The sequence below is a fragment of the Arthrobacter sp. 05T410 genome (genome assembly GCF_056396505.1).
Genome location: NZ_JBFTLP010000002.1, coordinates 50,447 through 66,801 on the forward strand (window position 1 = coordinate 50,447; position 16,355 = coordinate 66,801).

The following is a 16,355-nucleotide window of genomic DNA, read 5'->3' on the forward strand; positions in this document are numbered from 1 at the left end:
GTATCTCCTGCCGGGCCCGATGCCCGGCGCTGGTCCCACAGTGGTACGGGCCGCTGTGCGAACCTCCCGGCGAAGCTATGTCTCCGCTGTGAAGCCGATTGCCGCAGGCGAGGTCACCGCCAAGGTCACTGCCAAGGTCCCAGCCGGGACACCACGGCCGACGCATCACTGCCAACGCAAGAGCCCCGGCCCTCCCTTGCGGGAGAGCCGGGGCTCTGTACTCTGGCGCGGCCGGTGAAGCGGTCGCCCAGATAAGGAACTACTGCTTGGTGATCGGGCCGAGGACCGGATCGTTCTCGTACGCCGTGTGGACGTTGTCCTTGGTGACGATGACCGGTTCCAGCAGGTAGGCGGGAACAACCTTGTTTCCGTTGTTGTAGGACTTGTCGTCGTTAATCTCCGGCTTCTTGCCTGCCTGGACGTCGTTGACCATGGTGATCGAGTGGTCAACGAGCGCATTGGTGTCCTTGTTGATGGTGGAGTACTGCTCGCCCGCCATGATGGACTTGACCGACTCAACCTCGGAGTCCTGGCCCGTGACAACCGGGATCGGCTTGCCGGCGGCCTTGACAGAGGTGATGATCGCGCGGGCCAGGGTGTCGTTCGGGGACAGCACGCCGTCAAGCGGGGCGCTGCCGTACGTTCCGGCGAGCAGGGTGTCCATGCGCTTCTGGGCGTTCTCTGCCTTCCAGCCCTGGGTAACGGCCTGTTCGAAGCTCGTCTGGCCCGAAAGGACCTTGAGGGTGCCGTCGTCGATCTTCGGCTTCAGGACGCTCATGGCGCCGTCGAAGAAGACCTTCGCGTTGGCGTCATCAGGGGAACCTGCGAAGAGCTCGATGTTGTACGGGCCTGCCGGCTTCTTGCCCTTCATGCCGTCCAGCAGCGCCTGGCCCTGGAGTTCACCGACCTTGAAGTTGTCGTAGGCCACGTAGTAGTCCACGTCCGGGGTGTTCAGGAGCAGACGGTCATACGCGATGATCGTGGCGCCGGCATCCTTGGCCTGCTTGAGCTGGGTGCCCAGCTGCGCACCGTCGATGGCACCGACGATGATGAGCTTGTCGCCCTTGGTGATCATGGCGCTGATCTGGTTCTGCTGATCCGAAACGCCGCCATTGGCGAACTGCACATCCGGCTTGTAGCCGGCCTTGGTGAGGCCGTCGTTGAACAGCTGCTCCGCCAGGACCCAGTTTTCCGAGGTCTTCTGGGGCAGCGCGACGCCGATCGACGAGCCCTTCGGGAATGCTTCGCCTCCGGAGCTCGAACCGCCGGTAGTCCCGGTGTCGGAGCGGCCGCAGGCCGTCAGCGCCAGTGCCGCAATAGCAGCGATTGCTGCTGCCTTTCCTGCTTTACCAATCATTCGCATTGCTTGGTTCACTTTCTTTTGGTGGTGTGCGGAGAATTGTGGGGTTTGGGGAACCGGGGGAGCCGCTCAGGCTCCCCTGGAGATGACGTCTGTGGTTTGGGTTGTCTCGTCGGCCTTGATCTCGTTACTGCGGCTGAAGTTCTTCATCAGCATCCCGACGACGGACCTCTTGCCCTGGGTCTTGTTGTAGACGTCGAAGGCGACGGCGATCAGGAGCACCAGGCCCTTGATGATCTGGGTGAGGTCGGCGCCGACGCCGAGCAGCTGCAGGCCGTTGTTCAGGACTGCCATGACCAGGCCGCCGATGATCGAGCCGATCACGGTGCCCACGCCACCGGTGACCGCGGCGCCGCCAATGAACACGGCGGCGATGGCGTCCAGTTCCCAGCCGACGCCGTCGAACGGGCCTGAGGCGGTGGAGCGGCCGACGAAAATCATGCCGGCGAGGCCGGCCAGGAAGGACATGTTCATCATGACCAGGAAGTTGACCTTCTTGGACTGGACACCGGAGAGCTCGGCGGCGTGCCGGTTGCCACCGACGGCGTAGATGTGGCGGCCGATAACGGTCTTGGAGGAGATGAAGCCGTACACGAGGACCAGGACGGCCAGGATCAGGCCCGGCACGGGGAAGGAGGTGCCCGGCCGGCCGGTGGCAAAGAGGTAGGTCGCGTAGAGGATGGCGCCGGAGACCAGCACCAGTTTGATAACCATGACCCACGCTTCGGGAACCTCGGCACCGAGGGCCTTGGCGTTGCGGCGGGAGCGGATCTCGCTGAAGATCACGAACGCGACGCCGAGCAGGCCAATGAGCATGGTGGGGTTGTTGTAGCCGGTATTCGGTCCAAACTCGGGCAGGTAGCCGGAGCCGATGTACTGGAAATCCGTGGGAACCGGGATGGTGTTCGACTTGCCGACCAACTGGTTGGCGCCGCGGAAGATCAGCATGCCGGACAGCGTCACGATGAACGCGGGGATGCCGACATAGGCCACCCAGAATCCCTGCCACATTCCGATCAGGGCGCCGAGCCCGAGCCCCATCAGGACGCCGATGTACCAGGGCAGCCCCCAGTCGCGGATGAAGAGTGACACGCAGACACCCACGAAGGCCGCGACGGAACCGACCGAGAGGTCGATGTGCCCGGCGATGATGACCAGCACCATGCCGATGGCGAGGATCAGGATGTAGGAGTTGCCGTTGAAGAGGTTGATGACGTTGCCCGATGTGAGCGTGCGGCCCTCCGTGAAAATCTCGAAGAACACGATCAGCGCAACCAGGGCGAAGATCATGCCGAATTGGCGGGTGTTGCCGCCAAAGAGCTTCTTGAGCGCGTTCATTGTTTCAGTCCTTGTGTCCGGGGTGTTCGGATTGTTCTGGTTTGTCCCAAAGGGTCAAGCGGTCTTGCGGGCGGACGTCATGAGTTTCATGAGGCTTTCCTGGCTGGCTTCGTCCTTGTTCAGGACGCCGGTGATGGCGCCTTCGAAAATCGTGTAGATCCGGTCCGAGAGGCCCAGCAGCTCGGGCAGCTCCGAGGAAATGACGATCACGGCCTTGCCCTCGTTGGCCAGCTTCTGGATGATGCCGTAGATCTCGTACTTGGCCCCGACATCGATCCCGCGGGTGGGTTCGTCCAGGATCAGCACGTCCGGGTCGGTGAACATCCATTTCGCCAGCACGACCTTCTGCTGGTTGCCGCCGGAGAGCTTTGCGACGCCTTCCTCCACGGAGGGCGTCTTGGTCCGCAGCGACTTCCGGTATTCCTCCGCGACGGCGTATTCCTTGTTGGCGTCCACCACGAAGTTCTTGCTGATCTTGCGTAGGTTTGCCGAGACCGTGGTGGCCTTGATGTCGTCCAGCAGGTTCAGGCCCAGGGACTTGCGGTCCTCGGTGACGTAGCCGAGTCCGGCGTCGATCGCCTGGCGGACGCTCTTGAGCTGCAGTTCCTTGCCTTCTTTGTAGACATGGCCCGAGATGAAGCGGCCGTACGAGCGCCCGAACACGGACCGGGCCAGTTCGGTGCGTCCGGCGCCCATCAGGCCCGCGAACCCGACGATCTCGCCGCGTCGGACGAAAAAGCTGGAGTTCTTGCAGACCAGGCGGTCCTGGATCTGCGGGTGCCCGACGTTCCAGTTCTTCACCTCGAAGAGGACATCGCCGATCTTCGGCTCGTGGTCCGGGAACCGGGATTCCAGGGTCCGGCCCACCATGCCCTTGATGATGCGGTCCTCGTCGACGCCGTCGGCCTTGACGTTCAGGGTCTCGATCGACTTGCCGTCGCGGATGATCGTGATCTCATCGGCGATCTGTTCGATCTCGTTGAGCTTGTGCGAAATGATGATCGAGGTGATTCCGCGGCCCTTGAGGCCCAGCATGAGGTCCAGCAGGTGCTGGGAGTCGGACTCGTTCAGCGCCGCCGTGGGCTCGTCCAGGATCAGGAGCTTGACCGACTTGTTCAGGGCTTTGGCGATCTCGACCAGCTGCTGCTTGCCGACGCCGATCTCCTTGATGGGGGTGTCCGGGTCCTCGCGCAGCCCCACGCGGGCCAGCAGTTCGGTGGACCGGGTCCGGGCCTCGGCCCAGTCGATCACGCCGCGCTTGGTGGGCTCGTTGCCGAGGAAGATGTTCTCCATGATCGACAGTTCGGGGATAAGCGCGAGTTCCTGGTGGATGATCACGATGCCGGCGTGCTCGCTGGCCCTGATGTCCTTGAACTCCTGGACTTCGTTCTGGTAAACGATGTCCCCGGTGTACGTGCCGTAGGGGTACACGCCTGAGAGTACCTTCATCAGGGTCGATTTCCCGGCGCCGTTCTCACCGCAGATGGCGTGGATCTCGCCGGCCTTCACCCGCAGGCTCACATCGGCCAAAGCTTTAACGCCGGGGAACTCCTTGGTGATGGATCGCATCTCGAGGATTAGCGGATCACTGTGCGTGTTGAGGGACGTCATCTGCCCTTACGCCTCCAATGCATGACTTCGTTGTCCGCCCCTGCAAACCGCAGGGCCGTCTGATGGAAAAGTAAACTGGATCACAGCCCTTGTCGTCAAGTCTTTAACGCAACAGCCACATAACGAAATGGTTAGTTTCGCCGGATTCCGGCGTGCTGGAAGACCAAAGCCGTGGCCCCGAGGGCCTCGGCCCGGTCGCCCAGGGACGACATCGTGAGGGTGGTTGTTTCGCCTATGACCGGCACCGCGTGGCGGATCAGGCCGCGCCGGATCGGGTCCAGCAGCAGCTGGCCAAGGCCCGCCAGCGGGCCGCCGACCACAATGACCTCGGGGTTGATCAGGTTCGCCACGTTGCCCAGCGCGCGCCCGACGGCGAGCCCGGCGTCGTCCACGACACGGAGCGTGGCGGAGTCCTTCTCCAGGGCCTTGCGAACGATGTCCCCGGGCGAGAGCGGCCGGTCCTCGCCGCGGCTCAGGAGCTCGATCATGGTGGTGGTGGAGGCGATGGTTTCCAGGCAGCCGCGGTTCCCGCAGCGGCAGATCAGTCCGTGCTCGTGGATGGTGGCATGGCCGATTTCGCCGGTGATGCCCACGTTGCCGTAGTACGGGGCGCCGTTGAGGATCAGCCCCGCGCCGATGCCCGAGCCGATCTTGAGGAACATCAGGTTGCTGATGCCGCTGTGCGGCCCCCAGGTGACCTCGGAGAGGGCGCCCAGGTTGGCGTCGTTGTCCACGAAGACGGGGAGTTCCAGCGCTTCTTCTAGGCGTTTGAGGATGTTGATGCCCACCCATTCGGGCAGGATCGCGCCTTGCGCCACGGTGCCGGTGCGGCGGTCGATCGGGCCGGGAATTCCGACGCCGGCACCCACCAGGGCGCTGCGTTCCACACCGCTGTCCGTGAGCAGCCGGTCCAGCACGCCGACGGCGGCCTGGATGCCTTCCTCGGCGTGATGGCCCAGGGGCAGCAGGACCGACTCTTCGGCGATCACGTGGTAACTCAGCGAGGCCAGCACGACGCGCAGGTGGCGCCGGCCGAAGTCGATTCCGACGGCGACGGCTCCGTTGCTGTTGAGCCGGACGTTCAGGGCGCGCCGCCCGGAACTGGTGATCGGTTCAGTCGAGGCCAGCCCGGCGTCCTGCATGATTTTGACGATGTTCGAGACCGTGGCTGTCGAAAGCCCGGTCTGGCGGGCCAGTTCCGCCTGCGTGGATGGGCCCGCGAGGAGGCATTCGATGATCCGCTGCTGGTTCAAATGCCGGAGGGCGGACTGCGATCCGGGGTTCTTGGTTCGGCTCCTCGTTGAGCGCGTTGGTGAGGGCATGCTATGAAGCGTGACGCATTCGCGCCTTGTAGTCAAGAAGTTAACGCAACGATAACGGCCGCGCCGGTCGAATGCCGGGGAGAGGGCGTTCAGCACCCGCCGTCTCCGCGGCAAGGACGTTCTGCCCCGCCGGCACGCTGGCCGGGTGGAATTGCACCACACCCAGCGTTCCGGGCCACGGATACTCTGGTCGGGAGAACCCGCCGCGACCCGCGGAGGCGTCCGGAAACGTGAGGTGGTAATGGTGCTGCTGGCCCTGATGCAGGCGAACTCCGCCGTGCTGGACATCGAGGCGAACTGCGCCGCGGTGGAGGCCGCGGCGCGCAATGCGTCCGCCGCGGGCGCGCAGCTGCTGGTGACCCCGGAACTCTTCCCCGTGGGCTACGCGCCGCGGCGGCTGCGGGAGGCGTTCGATCCCGGCAGGTTGCCCGCGCTCCGGGAAGCCCTGGCCGGCATCGCGCGGCGCAACGACATCGCTCTGGTCTACAGCCTGCCCACGGTGACGCCGGCCGGCGGGTGGCACATTTCCGCCACCCTGGTCGACGAGGCGGGCGAGGAGCTGCTCAGTTACGACAAGGTGCACCTGTTCGGCCCGGACGAGCGGGCGGCGTTCACGCCCGCCGCGGCTGCCCCCGGCGTCGTGGATTTCCACGGGCACAAAACGGCGCTGGTCATCTGCTACGACATCGAGTTTCCCGAGTCGGCGCGGGCGGCCGCCCTGCGCGGCGCGGACCTGCTGCTGGTGCCGACGGCACTCGCCGGCGGATTCGACGCCGTGCCGCAGGTGCTGATCCGGGCCCGCGCCCTGGAGAACCAGCTGACGGTCGCCTACGCCAATCACACCGGTTCGGAGGATGACGGCGACTTCCGCGGCGGCAGCATGGTCGCGGGCCCGGACGGCTCGGTCCTGGCCGCGGCCGGGGCCGGGCCGGAACTGTTGTTTGCCGAGCTGGGTGAGACCGGCCACGCCGCGGCAGACGGCATCGAGGACGCCGTGGACTACCTGCGCGACCGCCGCCCGGAGGTCTACCGCTCCTGGGGATTCTGACCGGCAGCCGACGCCTGACCTGCGCTGGCCGGTGCGCCGGACGCCTGACCTGCGGTGGCCGGGGCGGGCGGCTCAGGCTCGGCCTGGTACTGCAGGGCGATCCAGAGTTCCGCGCGCGCCTGGGCCTGGTTGAGGTCAAGGCCCAGCAACTCAGCGATGATGCCGATCTGCCGGCGGACGCTGTTTCTATGCAGTCCCGTGGCCTTTGCCGTGGCGTCCCAGCTTCCGTTTTCGCCCAGCCAGGCCCGCAGGATGCCGAGCAGGCTGTCGCGGCGCTCCGGCTCGAGGGCGAGCAGGGGCGCCAGCAGATGGCCCGCCAGCAGGGTGCCGGCAGCGGGTCCCAACAGGCCGGCCACCGACCACGTCACGTCATCCGCCCGGACGCTCCGGCGGCTCGTGAGAACGCGGTTGCGCAGCGAAGCGGCCTGCCGGTAAGCCTCCGGCAGGTTCGCGAAATCGGTGCCGCTGCCGATCACCAGGCGCCAGCCGAGCCGCTCCACTTCGGCGAGCAGGGCGTCGTCGACCTTTAACCGGGTAATGGCGGCAAAGCCGTACTCGGTGAGCTCCACGAGTTTGGTGTCGAACAGCCGCCGCCACTCCAGCAGCGCCCGCACCGGAGCCTCGCCCGGTCCGCCCGGGGTCCGGGAGCTGTCCGGGGCGGCGTCAATCCGGAGACCCTGCACGACCCGCAGCTGGCCGGACCGGGTGGAGGAGATGCTTTGGGCCAGCAGGTCCTTGAACCCGTTGACATGCCGTGCGGATCCTGAGGCCACGCTCTCCGGGTGCAGCAGCAGCGCCGTGGCCAGCTGGCTCGGGGCCAGGGAGCCGCTGATGCGCTGGCGGACCAGCAGTTCCAGCAGCCCGACCGCGGTGGAGACAACGCTGTTCTGGGCCGGGGTCAGCGGGGCGTCCGTGCCGAGGATGAGCGCGCCGAGGTTGGCGTCCCGGGTGCTGCGCAGCGGATACCCGAAGACGAGGGACGAGCCCGCGGCGTCGAACGAATCCATCTCGACCCGCGGACCACTGCCGGCGAGCAGCCTGGCCAGCAGCGGCTGCAGGTCGGCTGAGTCAACTCCCGGCACGGTGCCGGCAGCGGCGCCGGCGGCCCGCGGACCGGGGGAGGGGCCCGAACCGCGGGCGCGCACTCGCCCGTCGGCGCCGACCAGCACGGCCCAAACCGGGACGCGCTGGACCAGGGCCGCGAGGAGTTCGTGCTCGGGGCGCGCGGACAAGACCGCGCGCATGAGCTGCCGGCTGGTGTCGGCCAACTGGCGGAAGGTCTTGGCGTTGTCCGACTCCAGGAGCCGGGAGAATTCCAGTCCCAGCGCGGCGAACGGGAGGCTCTCCGGGATGGCGACCAGCGTCAGGTTGTGCTGCCGGCAGGCCCGCACCACGGCATCGGGCACGGCGTTGAAGTACGGTTCCAGGCCAAAGCCCAGGGCGCCGACGCGGGCCTGGACCAGGCGCCGCACGTAAGCGTCCACCGCCTCCTCGCTGCCGCCCCCGCCCACGAACGGCAGGCCGGCCGTGAGCAGGAACTCGCCGTCGAGCAGGTAGGGGGTGGGATCTTCCAGTTCGCTGGGCTCCACCCAGCGCAGGCGCTCCTGGCCGTTGCCGCCGTCGTGCACGACGGCCAGTGCCGGCAACTGGCCCAGGAACTGCGCCAGAGTGACGAAGCCGAGCCGCTCCGGGTCCTCAGCAGCCACGGCCGCGGCCCCCGTGCCGGCCGCCCGGCCTGCGGAGTCCAAGTGCATTAAGTCTCATGAGTGAAGACTACAGGTCGTTTTGCACAACCTTGAGAGGTGGCTCACACGCCTAGGGTTGGTTCGGGAAACCGACCACTACTGAAGATAAGGACGTCAATGATGACTGTGCCAACTCTGATCGGCGACCGCCCGCCGGCGGAAGCCGGCCGTCCCGGGCTCACCGCCCAGCTCCTGCGCCGCAAGCCGATCGGACAGCTGGTCCGCGAGGCCGAGACCGGACACGGCGGCACGCGGCTGGTCCGCAGCTTCGGTGTCCTGCAGCTGACCATGATCAGCGTCGGCGCCACCCTGGGCACCGGCATCCTGGTCATCCTGGGCCAGTCGGTGCCGCTCGCCGGCCCGGCCATCTGGATCTCCTTCGCCATCGCCGGCTTCGCCGCCCTGCTCTCCGCCGTGTCCTACGCGGAGATGGCCGGCCTGGTCCCTGCCGCCGGTTCCAGCTACTCCTACACCTATGCCACCATGGGCGAGGGCATGGCCTGGATCTGCGGCTGGTGCCTGGTGCTCGAATACGCCGTCTCCGTGGCCGCCGTCGCGGTCGGTGCGGGCCAGTATGTCAACGAGGCCCTGGCGGTCTTCGGCCTGGAACTCCCGGACGCCATCTCGCAACCGCAGGGAGCCGGCGGCGTGCTGAACGTGCCCGCAATCGTGATTGTCGCCCTGGCCACCGTGCTGTTGGTCCGCGGCGCCAAGGAGAGCGCCTGGATCAACACGGCGATCGTCCTGGTCAAGGTCGGCATCCTGCTGTTCTTCTGCGCCGTGGCCTTCACCGCCTTCAACGGCGGACACTTCGAACCCCTCATGCCGATGGGCGCCGCCGGCGTCTCCGCCGCAGCCTCCCGGGTCTTCTTCTCCTACATCGGCTTCGATGCCGCCTCCACGGCCGGCGAGGAGGCCCGGAATCCCAAGCGCGACCTCCCGCGGGCCATCCTGCTCTCCATGCTGATCGTCACCAGCATCTATGTGCTTGTGGCCGTCGCCGCCATCGGCGCGCGCCCCTGGGGCTGGTTCGACGGCACCGAGGCGGCCCTCGTGAAGATCCTTGAGGAAATCACCGGCCAGCCGTGGGTTGGCGTGGTGTTCGCCGTCGGCGCCGTGCTCGCCATCGCCAGCATCGTGCTGACCGTGCTGTACGGGCAGACCCGGATCCTGCTTTCGATGTCGCGCGACGGCCTGGTGCCCAAGGTCTTCGGCCGGATCTCGGCCCGGACCGGCACGCCGGCTGCCGGAACCCTGATCGTGGGCACCGCCGTCGCACTGACCGCCGGCCTGGTGCCGCTCGGTGCCCTCGCGGACGCGACCAGCATCGGTACCCTGTTCGCCTTCGCCCTGGTCAACGTGGCAGTCATCTACCTGCGGCGGACCCGGCCCGAACTCACTCGCAGCTTCCGCGTCCCGCTCTTTCCGCTGACACCGGTTCTAGGCGCCCTCATGTGCGCTTACCTCATGGCCAACCTCGGCGCCGAGACCTGGGCGGTGTTCGGGGCCTGGATGCTCGTTGGCTGTGCCGCCTACTTCGGCTACGGCCGGAAGAACTCCAGGGTGGCTGCGCTGAGCCACGAGGACTACCTTGACCTATCAAGCCGCCACCCTGACAACACCACCACACACCAGGAACTGAAGGCAGAGATCTCATGACCATCGCCACCGAACTTCCGGCTCCCGAACCCGCTGCTGGGGCCGCTGCTGAAGCGGGCGCGGCGCCCATCACCATGCTGAATCCGGACTTCCCGTTCAGCTACGACCACTACCTCGCCCACCCGGAGGGCCTGGGATCGGTGCCGCCCGAGCTGTACGGGACCGAGGTCGCCGTCGTCGGTGCCGGACTGTCCGGACTGGTGACCGCGTATGAGCTCATGAAGCTGGGCCTCCGGCCGGTTGTCTACGAGGCCGACAGGATCGGCGGCCGGCTGCGGACCGCCAGTTTCCCGTCCGCGCCGGGGATCGTGGCAGACCTCGGCGGAATGCGTTTCCCGGAATCCGGCAAGGCCTTCTACCACTACGTGGACCTGCTCGGGCTGCAGACCCGGGCCTTCCCTAATCCGCTGGCGCCGGCGACCTCCAGCACGGTGATCGAGCTCGCGGGCCAGAAATACTATGCCGAGACCGCCGCGGACCTGCCGCCGTTCTTCCGTGAGGTCGCGGACGCGTGGAAGGCCGCCGTGAACGACGGCGCCGCGTTCGCCGAGATGCAGGACGCCATCCGCGCCCGGGACACAGCCCGGATCAAGGACCTCTGGAACGCGCTGCTCCCGCAGCTCGACGAGCAGACGTTCTACGGCTTCATCGCCGGCAGCGACTCCTTCAAGGAAGCCGGATTCGCCCACCGCGAGGCCTTCGGGCAGGTGGGATTCGGCACCGGCGGCTGGGACACCGACTTCCCCAACTCGATCCTCGAAATCCTTCGCGTGGTCTACACCGACGCCGATGACCGGCACCGGCTCATCGACGGCGGCGCGCAGCGGCTCCCCGAGGCACTGTGGGAGCACGCGCCGTCGGGTATGGCCCACTGGCCGGACGGCACCTCGCTGGCCTCGCTGCACGCAGGCGCGCCGCGCGGCGCCGTGGACCGCATCGCCCGCGACGGCGGCGGCGACTTCCGGATCCGGGAACGCTGGGGTCGCGAATCCGCCTACCCGGCGGTGGTGACCACCTGCCAGTCATGGCTGCTCTCGACCAGGATCCACACGGACGAGGCCCTGTTCCCCGCCGAACTGTGGACGGCGATCGAGCGCTCCCACTACATGCAGTCCTCCAAGACCTTCGTCATGGTGGACCGGCCGTTCTGGAAGGACATCGACCCGGCCACCGGCCGCGAAGTCCTGTCCATGACGCTGACCGACCGGCTGAACCGTGCCACCTACCTGCTGGACAACGGCCCGGACCAGCCGGCCGTGATCCTGCTGTCCTACACCTGGAACGACGACGCGCTGAAGTGGCTCTCGCTCACCGCGGAGGAACGGGCGGAGCTCATGCTGCACTCGCTGCAGCAGATCTACCCCGGGGTGGACATCGCCAGCCACATCGTGGGCCAGCCGATCACGGTCTCCTGGGAGGCCGACCCCAACTTCATGGGCGCCTTCAAAGCCAACCTGCCGGGACACTACCGCTACCAGCAACGGCTCTTCACGCACTTCAAACAGGACGGGCTGCCGGCCGAACAGCGCGGGATCTTCCTCGCCGGCGACGACGTCTCCTTCACCGCCGGCTGGGCCGAGGGAGCCGTCACCACAGGGCTCAACGCCGTCTGGGGCGTGGTCAACCACCTCGGTGGCTCCACCCCCGCCGGGAATCCCGGACCGGGCGAGCTGCTCTCCGAGCTCGGGCCGATCGCACTGGACTAGGCCCTGTGGGTCAGGCCCGCGCTGGGTCAGGCACTGTGCAGTTCCCGGTGCGCCCGCGCCAGCTCCTGGTAGTGCTCCGCGTTGTGCTGTACACCGGCGAACTCCTCGTCGCTGAGCTCGCGCCGGACCTTGGCCGGAACGCCGGCCACCAGCGAGCGGGGCGGGATGACGGTGCCCTCGAGCACCACGGCACCGGCGGCGATGAGGGACCCGGCGCCGATCACGGCCCCGTTGAGGATGGTGGCGCTCATGCCGATCAGGCAGTCGTCCTCAACGGTGCAGCCGTGGACCACGGCGCTGTGGCCGACGCTGACCCGCGCACCGACGGTGCAGGGGAAGCCGGGGTCGGCGTGCAGCACCACGTTGTCCTGCAGGTTGCTGCCGGCGCCGACGGTGATGGCGGCGGTATCGGCGCGGACGCTGACACCGTAGAAGGCGCTCGAGTTCTCGGCCAGGGTGGCGTTGCCGATCACGGACGCCGTGGGCGCGACGAAGGCGGAGTCATGGACGGCCGGAGTGGTACCGGCGAATGCGTAGAGGGGAGCCATGCCTCCAGCCTAGGACACGCCCAATCCCCGTTGAGCTATCAGTTCTGGTTGCCATGGGCGCGGTTTAACCACCACAAGTGATAGCTCAACGGGAAAAGGAGTGTCAGGCGGGGGAGCGGAGCACCGTGAAGCCCTCGCCGCCCCACTCGCTCTCGCCACGCCACTCGCTCTCGCCGCGCGGGTCGGCCGAGGTGTGCGGGTCGCCTGAGCTGCGCGGTTCGGGTGCGGGGAGTACGACGGCGATCGGCGCGCCCGGTTCCGCCACCCGCCCGAGTTCGCGGACGACGTCGTCCCACTGTTCCGCAGGCAGGCCCGCCAGGGCGTCCACCGCCCACACTGAGGCAAACGCGGCATCGGCGAACGGCAGGGAGACCGGTCCGGCCACGGAGGCTTCCAGCCCGTGGGATCGGGCGATGTGGATGTTCTCCTCGGACTGGTCGACACCGGTGAAATGGATGCCGGACTGCACAAAGTGCAGCCCGTCGGCGCCCGGGCCGCAATCCAGGCCCAGCACGCCGTGCCGGCCCTCGTTCTTCAACAGCGCCACAAACGATTCGAGCCGGTCCCTGCGGGAGGATTCCATAGCTCCAGTTAATGACCGCTTCTAGTTAAAGACAACCGTCCGGTTGCCGTCGAGCAGGACGCGGTGCTCGGCATGCCACTGCACGGCCTGGGCGAGGGTCCGGCCCTCCACGTCGCGGCCCATCTGGACGAACTGCTCCGCGGTGCGCCGGTGGTCCACGCGGATGACTTCCTGCTCGATGATGGGCCCCTCATCCAGGGCCGCCGTGACGTAGTGCGCCGTGGCGCCGATGAGCTTCACGCCGCGGGCATGCGCCTGGTGGTAGGGCTTGGCACCCTTGAAGGAGGGCAGGAACGAGTGGTGGATGTTGATGGCCTTGCCCGTCAGCTCGGTGCAGAGCTCGTCCGAGATGATCTGCATGTACCGGGCCAGGACGGTGAGCTCGATGTCGTGTTCCTTCATCAGGACCCGGAGGGCGTCCTCCGCCTGGACCTTGGTGTCCGGGGTGACCGGGATGTGGTGGAACGGGATGCCGTAGAACTCCGCCAAACCCTCGAGGTCGCGGTGGTTGGACACGATGGCCGGAATGTCGATCGGCAGGGTTCCGGAGCGCTGCAGGAACAGCAGGTCGTTCAGGCAGTGGGCGGACGTGCTGGCCATCAGCAGGGTGCGGACCTTCCGGCCGGCGGGGTTGAGGCTCCACTGCATCCCGAAGGCCTGCGCCACGGGTTCCAGCGCCGCCTGCAGCTCCGCCTGGGACGCCGCCGTCGTCGCCTCGACCCGCATGAAAAAGGTGCCCGTGCCCTGGCTGCCGTACTGCTGGGAATCTGTAATATTGCAGCCCGCCACCAGGAGGGCCCCGGCGACGGCGTGCACGATGCCCGGCCGGTCAGGGCAGGAGAGAGTCAGGATGTAGGAGGCAGTCAGGTTCTCGTCAGTCACGAGGAATAGCCTACCTGCGGTTCAAGGGCAGTTTTGAAAGGGTTTTGGTAGTGTTAACCCGTCGCAACTGGCGTTGGATGGCTAACCATCAGGGAGCGGCACTCACGAAGACCACGGATCGTACGCCTGGGCCGAGGGTCATGTCTTACCGGTCGGCAGCATCACCGCTGCCGCACCGTTGCTGGTGCCCGCGCGGGGTGCCGGCCGCCGCTGTCGCGGCCCGCTGTTAAGGGGCCCGTAATCAAGGGGCGGTGCAACGGGCCAGCCGGTAGCCTGACCAATAGCCGTACCCGTTGCCAACCAGGAGTTCCTCGTGACTACTACCACCGCCACCTCAGCCGCCGTGAGCAACCAGCCGCTGGCCGAACTCGACCCTGAAATCGCCGCCGTCCTTGCCCAGGAGCTTGGCCGCCAGCGCGGCACCCTGGAAATGATCGCTTCCGAGAACTTCGCCCCGCGCGCCGTGATGGAAGCCCAGGGCTCCGTCCTGACCAACAAGTACGCCGAGGGCTACCCGGGACGCCGCTACTACGGCGGATGTGAATACGTCGACGTCGCCGAGCAGCTCGCGATCGACCGCGTCAAGGAACTGTTCGGCGCCGAATATGCCAACGTGCAGCCGCACTCCGGCGCGCAGGCCAACGCCGCCGCGCTCGCCGCCATGATCACCCCGGGCGACAAGATCCTGGGCCTGTCCCTGGCCCACGGCGGGCACCTCACCCACGGCATGAAGCTGAACTTCTCCGGAAAGCTCTACAACGTCGCCGCCTACCAGGTCGAGGAAGATGACTTCCGGATCGACATGGACAAGCTGCGCGAGCAGGCAATCGCCGAAAAGCCCCAGGTGATCATCGCCGGCTGGTCCGCCTACCCGCGGCACCTCGATTTCGCGGCCTTCCGTTCGATCGCCGACGAGGTCGGCGCCCTGCTCTGGACCGACATGGCGCACTTTGCCGGCCTCGTCGCCGCCGGACTGCACCCGAGCCCGGTGCCGTACTCCGACGTCGTAACCTCCACCGTGCACAAGACGCTGTCCGGTCCGCGCTCCGGCGTGATCCTGGCGAAGCAGGAGTGGGCCAAGAAGCTTAACTCCGCCGTGTTCCCCGGCCAGCAGGGCGGCCCGCTCATGCACGTGATCGCGGCGAAGGCCGTGGCCTTCAAGATCGCCGGCACCGAGGAATTCAAGGAGCGCCAGGAACGCGTGCTCGAAGGCGCCAAGATCATCGCCGAGCGCCTCGGCCAGGCCGACGTCGCCGGCGCGGGCGTCTCGGTCCTGACCGGCGGCACCGACGTGCACCTGGTCCTGGTGGACCTGCGCAACTCCCAGCTGGACGGCCAGCAGGCCGAGGACCTCCTGCACTCGATCGGCATCACCGTCAACCGCAACGCCGTGCCGTTCGACCCCCGCCCGCCGATGGTCACCTCCGGCCTGCGCATCGGCACACCGGCCCTGGCCACCCGCGGCTTCGGCGCCGAGGAATTCACCGAGGTGGCGGACATCATCGCCACTGCGCTGAAGTCCGGAGCTGCCACGGAGATCGAACCCCTGCAGGCCCGCGTGGACAAGCTCGCCGCCGATTTCCCGCTGTACCCGCAGCACGAGCAGTGGTAGGCCATGACTTCTTCGCACACCGCAAAAACGGCTGAAACTGCACGGATCCTTGACGGCAAGGCCACCGCCGCCGCCATCAAAGCCGAGCTGACCGAGCGCGTGGCCGTGCTCAAGGCCCAGGGCATCACGCCCGGGCTGGGCACCATCCTGGTGGGCTCCGATCCCGGCAGCACCTGGTACGTCGGCGGCAAGCACAAGGACTGCGCCGAGGTGGGCATTACCTCCATCCGCCGCGACCTGCCGGAAGAGACCAGCCAGGACGAACTCCTGGCCGTGGTCCGCGAGCTCAACGAGAACCCGGAATGCACCGGCTACATCGTCCAGCTGCCCCTGCCCAAACACATCGACCAGGACGTCATCCTGGAGGCCATGGATCCCGAGAAGGACGCCGACGGCCTGCACCCGATGAACCTGGGCCGGCTCGTGGCCAACGTCAGCGGACCCATGAAATCCCCGCTGCCGTGCACGCCCAAGGGCTGCGTGGAGCTGCTGACCCGGCACGGGATCGACCTGAACGGCAAACGCGTCCTCGTGGTGGGCCGCGGCGTCACCATCGGCCGTCCCGTGGGTCTGCTGCTGACCCGCAAGGACGTCAATGCCACGGTCATCCTGGCCCACACCGGAACGGTGGACCTGCCGGCAGAACTGCGGCAGGCCGACGTCGTGATTGCCGCCGCCGGGCAGCCGCACATGATCAAGGCCGGGGACCTCAAGCCCGGGGCGATCGTGCTCGACGTCGGTGTCAGCCGGGTCGATGACGGCAGCGGCAAGGCAGTGGTCACCGGCGACGTGGACCCCGCTGCGGCCGACGTCGCCGCCTGGCTCTCGCCGAACCCCGGGGGAGTGGGGCCCATGACCCGCGCCATGCTGCTCGCCAACGTGGTGGAAACCGCGGAACGCCAATGGGCAGAGAAAAACCGCTGAGCAGAGGAACGCCGCCC

General features: G+C 67.3%; 13 protein-coding genes. 5 read left to right on the forward strand and 8 right to left on the reverse strand.

Features of this window, described 5'->3' with window-relative positions:
• Positions 1-259: 259 nt before the first annotated feature.
• The 4 genes from AC1DFR_RS02725 to AC1DFR_RS02740 form a co-directional block, all read right to left on the reverse strand.
• Complete coding sequence (locus AC1DFR_RS02725; protein ID WP_476872679.1) at positions 260-1,363, reverse strand: substrate-binding domain-containing protein; 1,104 nt, start codon at positions 1,361-1,363, stop codon at positions 260-262.
• Between the two features lie 66 nt (positions 1,364-1,429).
• Positions 1,430-2,698 (reverse strand): multiple monosaccharide ABC transporter permease, encoded by a 1,269-nt coding sequence (mmsB, locus tag AC1DFR_RS02730; RefSeq protein ID WP_476856608.1) that lies wholly within the window; start codon positions 2,696-2,698, stop codon positions 1,430-1,432.
• A gap of 54 nt (positions 2,699-2,752) precedes the next feature.
• A complete protein-coding gene (gene mmsA, locus AC1DFR_RS02735; protein WP_476849130.1) occupies positions 2,753-4,309 on the reverse strand; it encodes a multiple monosaccharide ABC transporter ATP-binding protein in 1,557 nt (518 codons plus the stop codon).
• 131 nt (positions 4,310-4,440) lie between these two features.
• Entirely contained in the window at positions 4,441-5,631 is a 1,191-nt protein-coding gene (locus AC1DFR_RS02740; RefSeq protein ID WP_243180206.1) for an ROK family transcriptional regulator, read from the reverse strand.
• A 241-nt stretch (positions 5,632-5,872) separates the two neighbouring features.
• Between AC1DFR_RS02740 and AC1DFR_RS02745 the strand changes: the two genes are divergently transcribed.
• Positions 5,873-6,679: a nitrilase-related carbon-nitrogen hydrolase gene (locus tag AC1DFR_RS02745; RefSeq protein ID WP_476872821.1), complete on the forward strand. Its 807-nt coding sequence runs from the start codon at positions 5,873-5,875 to the stop codon at positions 6,677-6,679.
• Here the strand turns inward: AC1DFR_RS02745 and AC1DFR_RS02750 are convergent.
• On the reverse strand, positions 6,658-8,433 hold the full coding sequence (locus tag AC1DFR_RS02750; protein ID WP_476871223.1) for a PucR family transcriptional regulator: 1,776 nt from the start codon (positions 8,431-8,433) through the stop codon (positions 6,658-6,660). The genes AC1DFR_RS02745 and AC1DFR_RS02750 overlap by 22 nt on opposite strands.
• 111 nt (positions 8,434-8,544) lie before the next feature.
• On the opposite strand from AC1DFR_RS02750, the gene AC1DFR_RS02755 reads away from it, so the two are divergent.
• Positions 8,545-10,083 carry an amino acid permease gene (locus AC1DFR_RS02755; RefSeq protein WP_476872680.1) on the forward strand — a complete coding sequence of 513 codons (1,539 nt, stop codon included), beginning with the start codon at positions 8,545-8,547 and terminating at the stop codon, positions 10,081-10,083.
• Positions 10,080-11,789, forward strand: coding sequence for a flavin monoamine oxidase family protein (locus tag AC1DFR_RS02760; RefSeq protein WP_476872681.1), 1,710 nt, complete (start codon positions 10,080-10,082; stop codon positions 11,787-11,789). The genes AC1DFR_RS02755 and AC1DFR_RS02760 overlap by 4 nt, the downstream gene beginning before the upstream one ends.
• 26 nt (positions 11,790-11,815) lie before the next feature.
• Here AC1DFR_RS02760 and AC1DFR_RS02765 read toward each other — a convergent pair whose 3' ends face one another.
• From AC1DFR_RS02765 to purU, 3 genes are all read right to left on the reverse strand, one after another.
• Positions 11,816-12,337 carry a gamma carbonic anhydrase family protein gene (locus tag AC1DFR_RS02765; protein ID WP_476872682.1) on the reverse strand — a complete coding sequence of 174 codons (522 nt, stop codon included), beginning with the start codon at positions 12,335-12,337 and terminating at the stop codon, positions 11,816-11,818.
• 103 nt (positions 12,338-12,440) lie between these two features.
• Positions 12,441-12,920, reverse strand: coding sequence for a methyltransferase domain-containing protein (locus AC1DFR_RS02770; protein WP_230010256.1), 480 nt, complete (start codon positions 12,918-12,920; stop codon positions 12,441-12,443).
• A gap of 21 nt (positions 12,921-12,941) precedes the next feature.
• Positions 12,942-13,802: a formyltetrahydrofolate deformylase gene (purU, locus tag AC1DFR_RS02775; RefSeq protein WP_079553266.1), complete on the reverse strand. Its 861-nt coding sequence runs from the start codon at positions 13,800-13,802 to the stop codon at positions 12,942-12,944.
• Between the two features lie 313 nt (positions 13,803-14,115).
• On the opposite strand from purU, the gene glyA reads away from it, so the two are divergent.
• Positions 14,116-15,414 (forward strand): serine hydroxymethyltransferase, encoded by a 1,299-nt coding sequence (gene glyA, locus AC1DFR_RS02780; protein WP_459384157.1) that lies wholly within the window; start codon positions 14,116-14,118, stop codon positions 15,412-15,414.
• 3 nt (positions 15,415-15,417) lie between these two features.
• Entirely contained in the window at positions 15,418-16,338 is a 921-nt protein-coding gene (locus AC1DFR_RS02785) for a bifunctional methylenetetrahydrofolate dehydrogenase/methenyltetrahydrofolate cyclohydrolase (RefSeq protein ID WP_230008086.1), read from the forward strand.
• Positions 16,339-16,355 lie beyond the last annotated feature (17 nt).

What these genes read in the sequence shown, in the direction of transcription:
- mmsB (WP_476856608.1), bottom strand. Translation starts at nt 2,698, where the DNA reads ATGAACGCGCTCAAGAAGCTCTTTGGCGGCAACACCCGCCAATTCGGC.
- AC1DFR_RS02745 (WP_476872821.1), top strand. Translation starts at nt 5,873, where the DNA reads ATGGTGCTGCTGGCCCTGATGCAGGCGAACTCCGCCGTGCTGGACATC.
- AC1DFR_RS02785 (WP_230008086.1), top strand. Translation starts at nt 15,418, where the DNA reads ATGACTTCTTCGCACACCGCAAAAACGGCTGAAACTGCACGGATCCTT.
- AC1DFR_RS02755 (WP_476872680.1), top strand. Translation starts at nt 8,545, where the DNA reads ATGACTGTGCCAACTCTGATCGGCGACCGCCCGCCGGCGGAAGCCGGC.
- AC1DFR_RS02725 (WP_476872679.1), bottom strand. Translation starts at nt 1,363, where the DNA reads ATGCGAATGATTGGTAAAGCAGGAAAGGCAGCAGCAATCGCTGCTATT.
- AC1DFR_RS02765 (WP_476872682.1), bottom strand. Translation starts at nt 12,337, where the DNA reads ATGGCTCCCCTCTACGCATTCGCCGGTACCACTCCGGCCGTCCATGAC.
- AC1DFR_RS02740 (WP_243180206.1), bottom strand. Translation starts at nt 5,631, where the DNA reads ATGCCCTCACCAACGCGCTCAACGAGGAGCCGAACCAAGAACCCCGGA.
- AC1DFR_RS02760 (WP_476872681.1), top strand. Translation starts at nt 10,080, where the DNA reads ATGACCATCGCCACCGAACTTCCGGCTCCCGAACCCGCTGCTGGGGCC.
- AC1DFR_RS02770 (WP_230010256.1), bottom strand. Translation starts at nt 12,920, where the DNA reads ATGGAATCCTCCCGCAGGGACCGGCTCGAATCGTTTGTGGCGCTGTTG.
- AC1DFR_RS02750 (WP_476871223.1), bottom strand. Translation starts at nt 8,433, where the DNA reads ATGCACTTGGACTCCGCAGGCCGGGCGGCCGGCACGGGGGCCGCGGCC.
- mmsA (WP_476849130.1), bottom strand. Translation starts at nt 4,309, where the DNA reads ATGACGTCCCTCAACACGCACAGTGATCCGCTAATCCTCGAGATGCGA.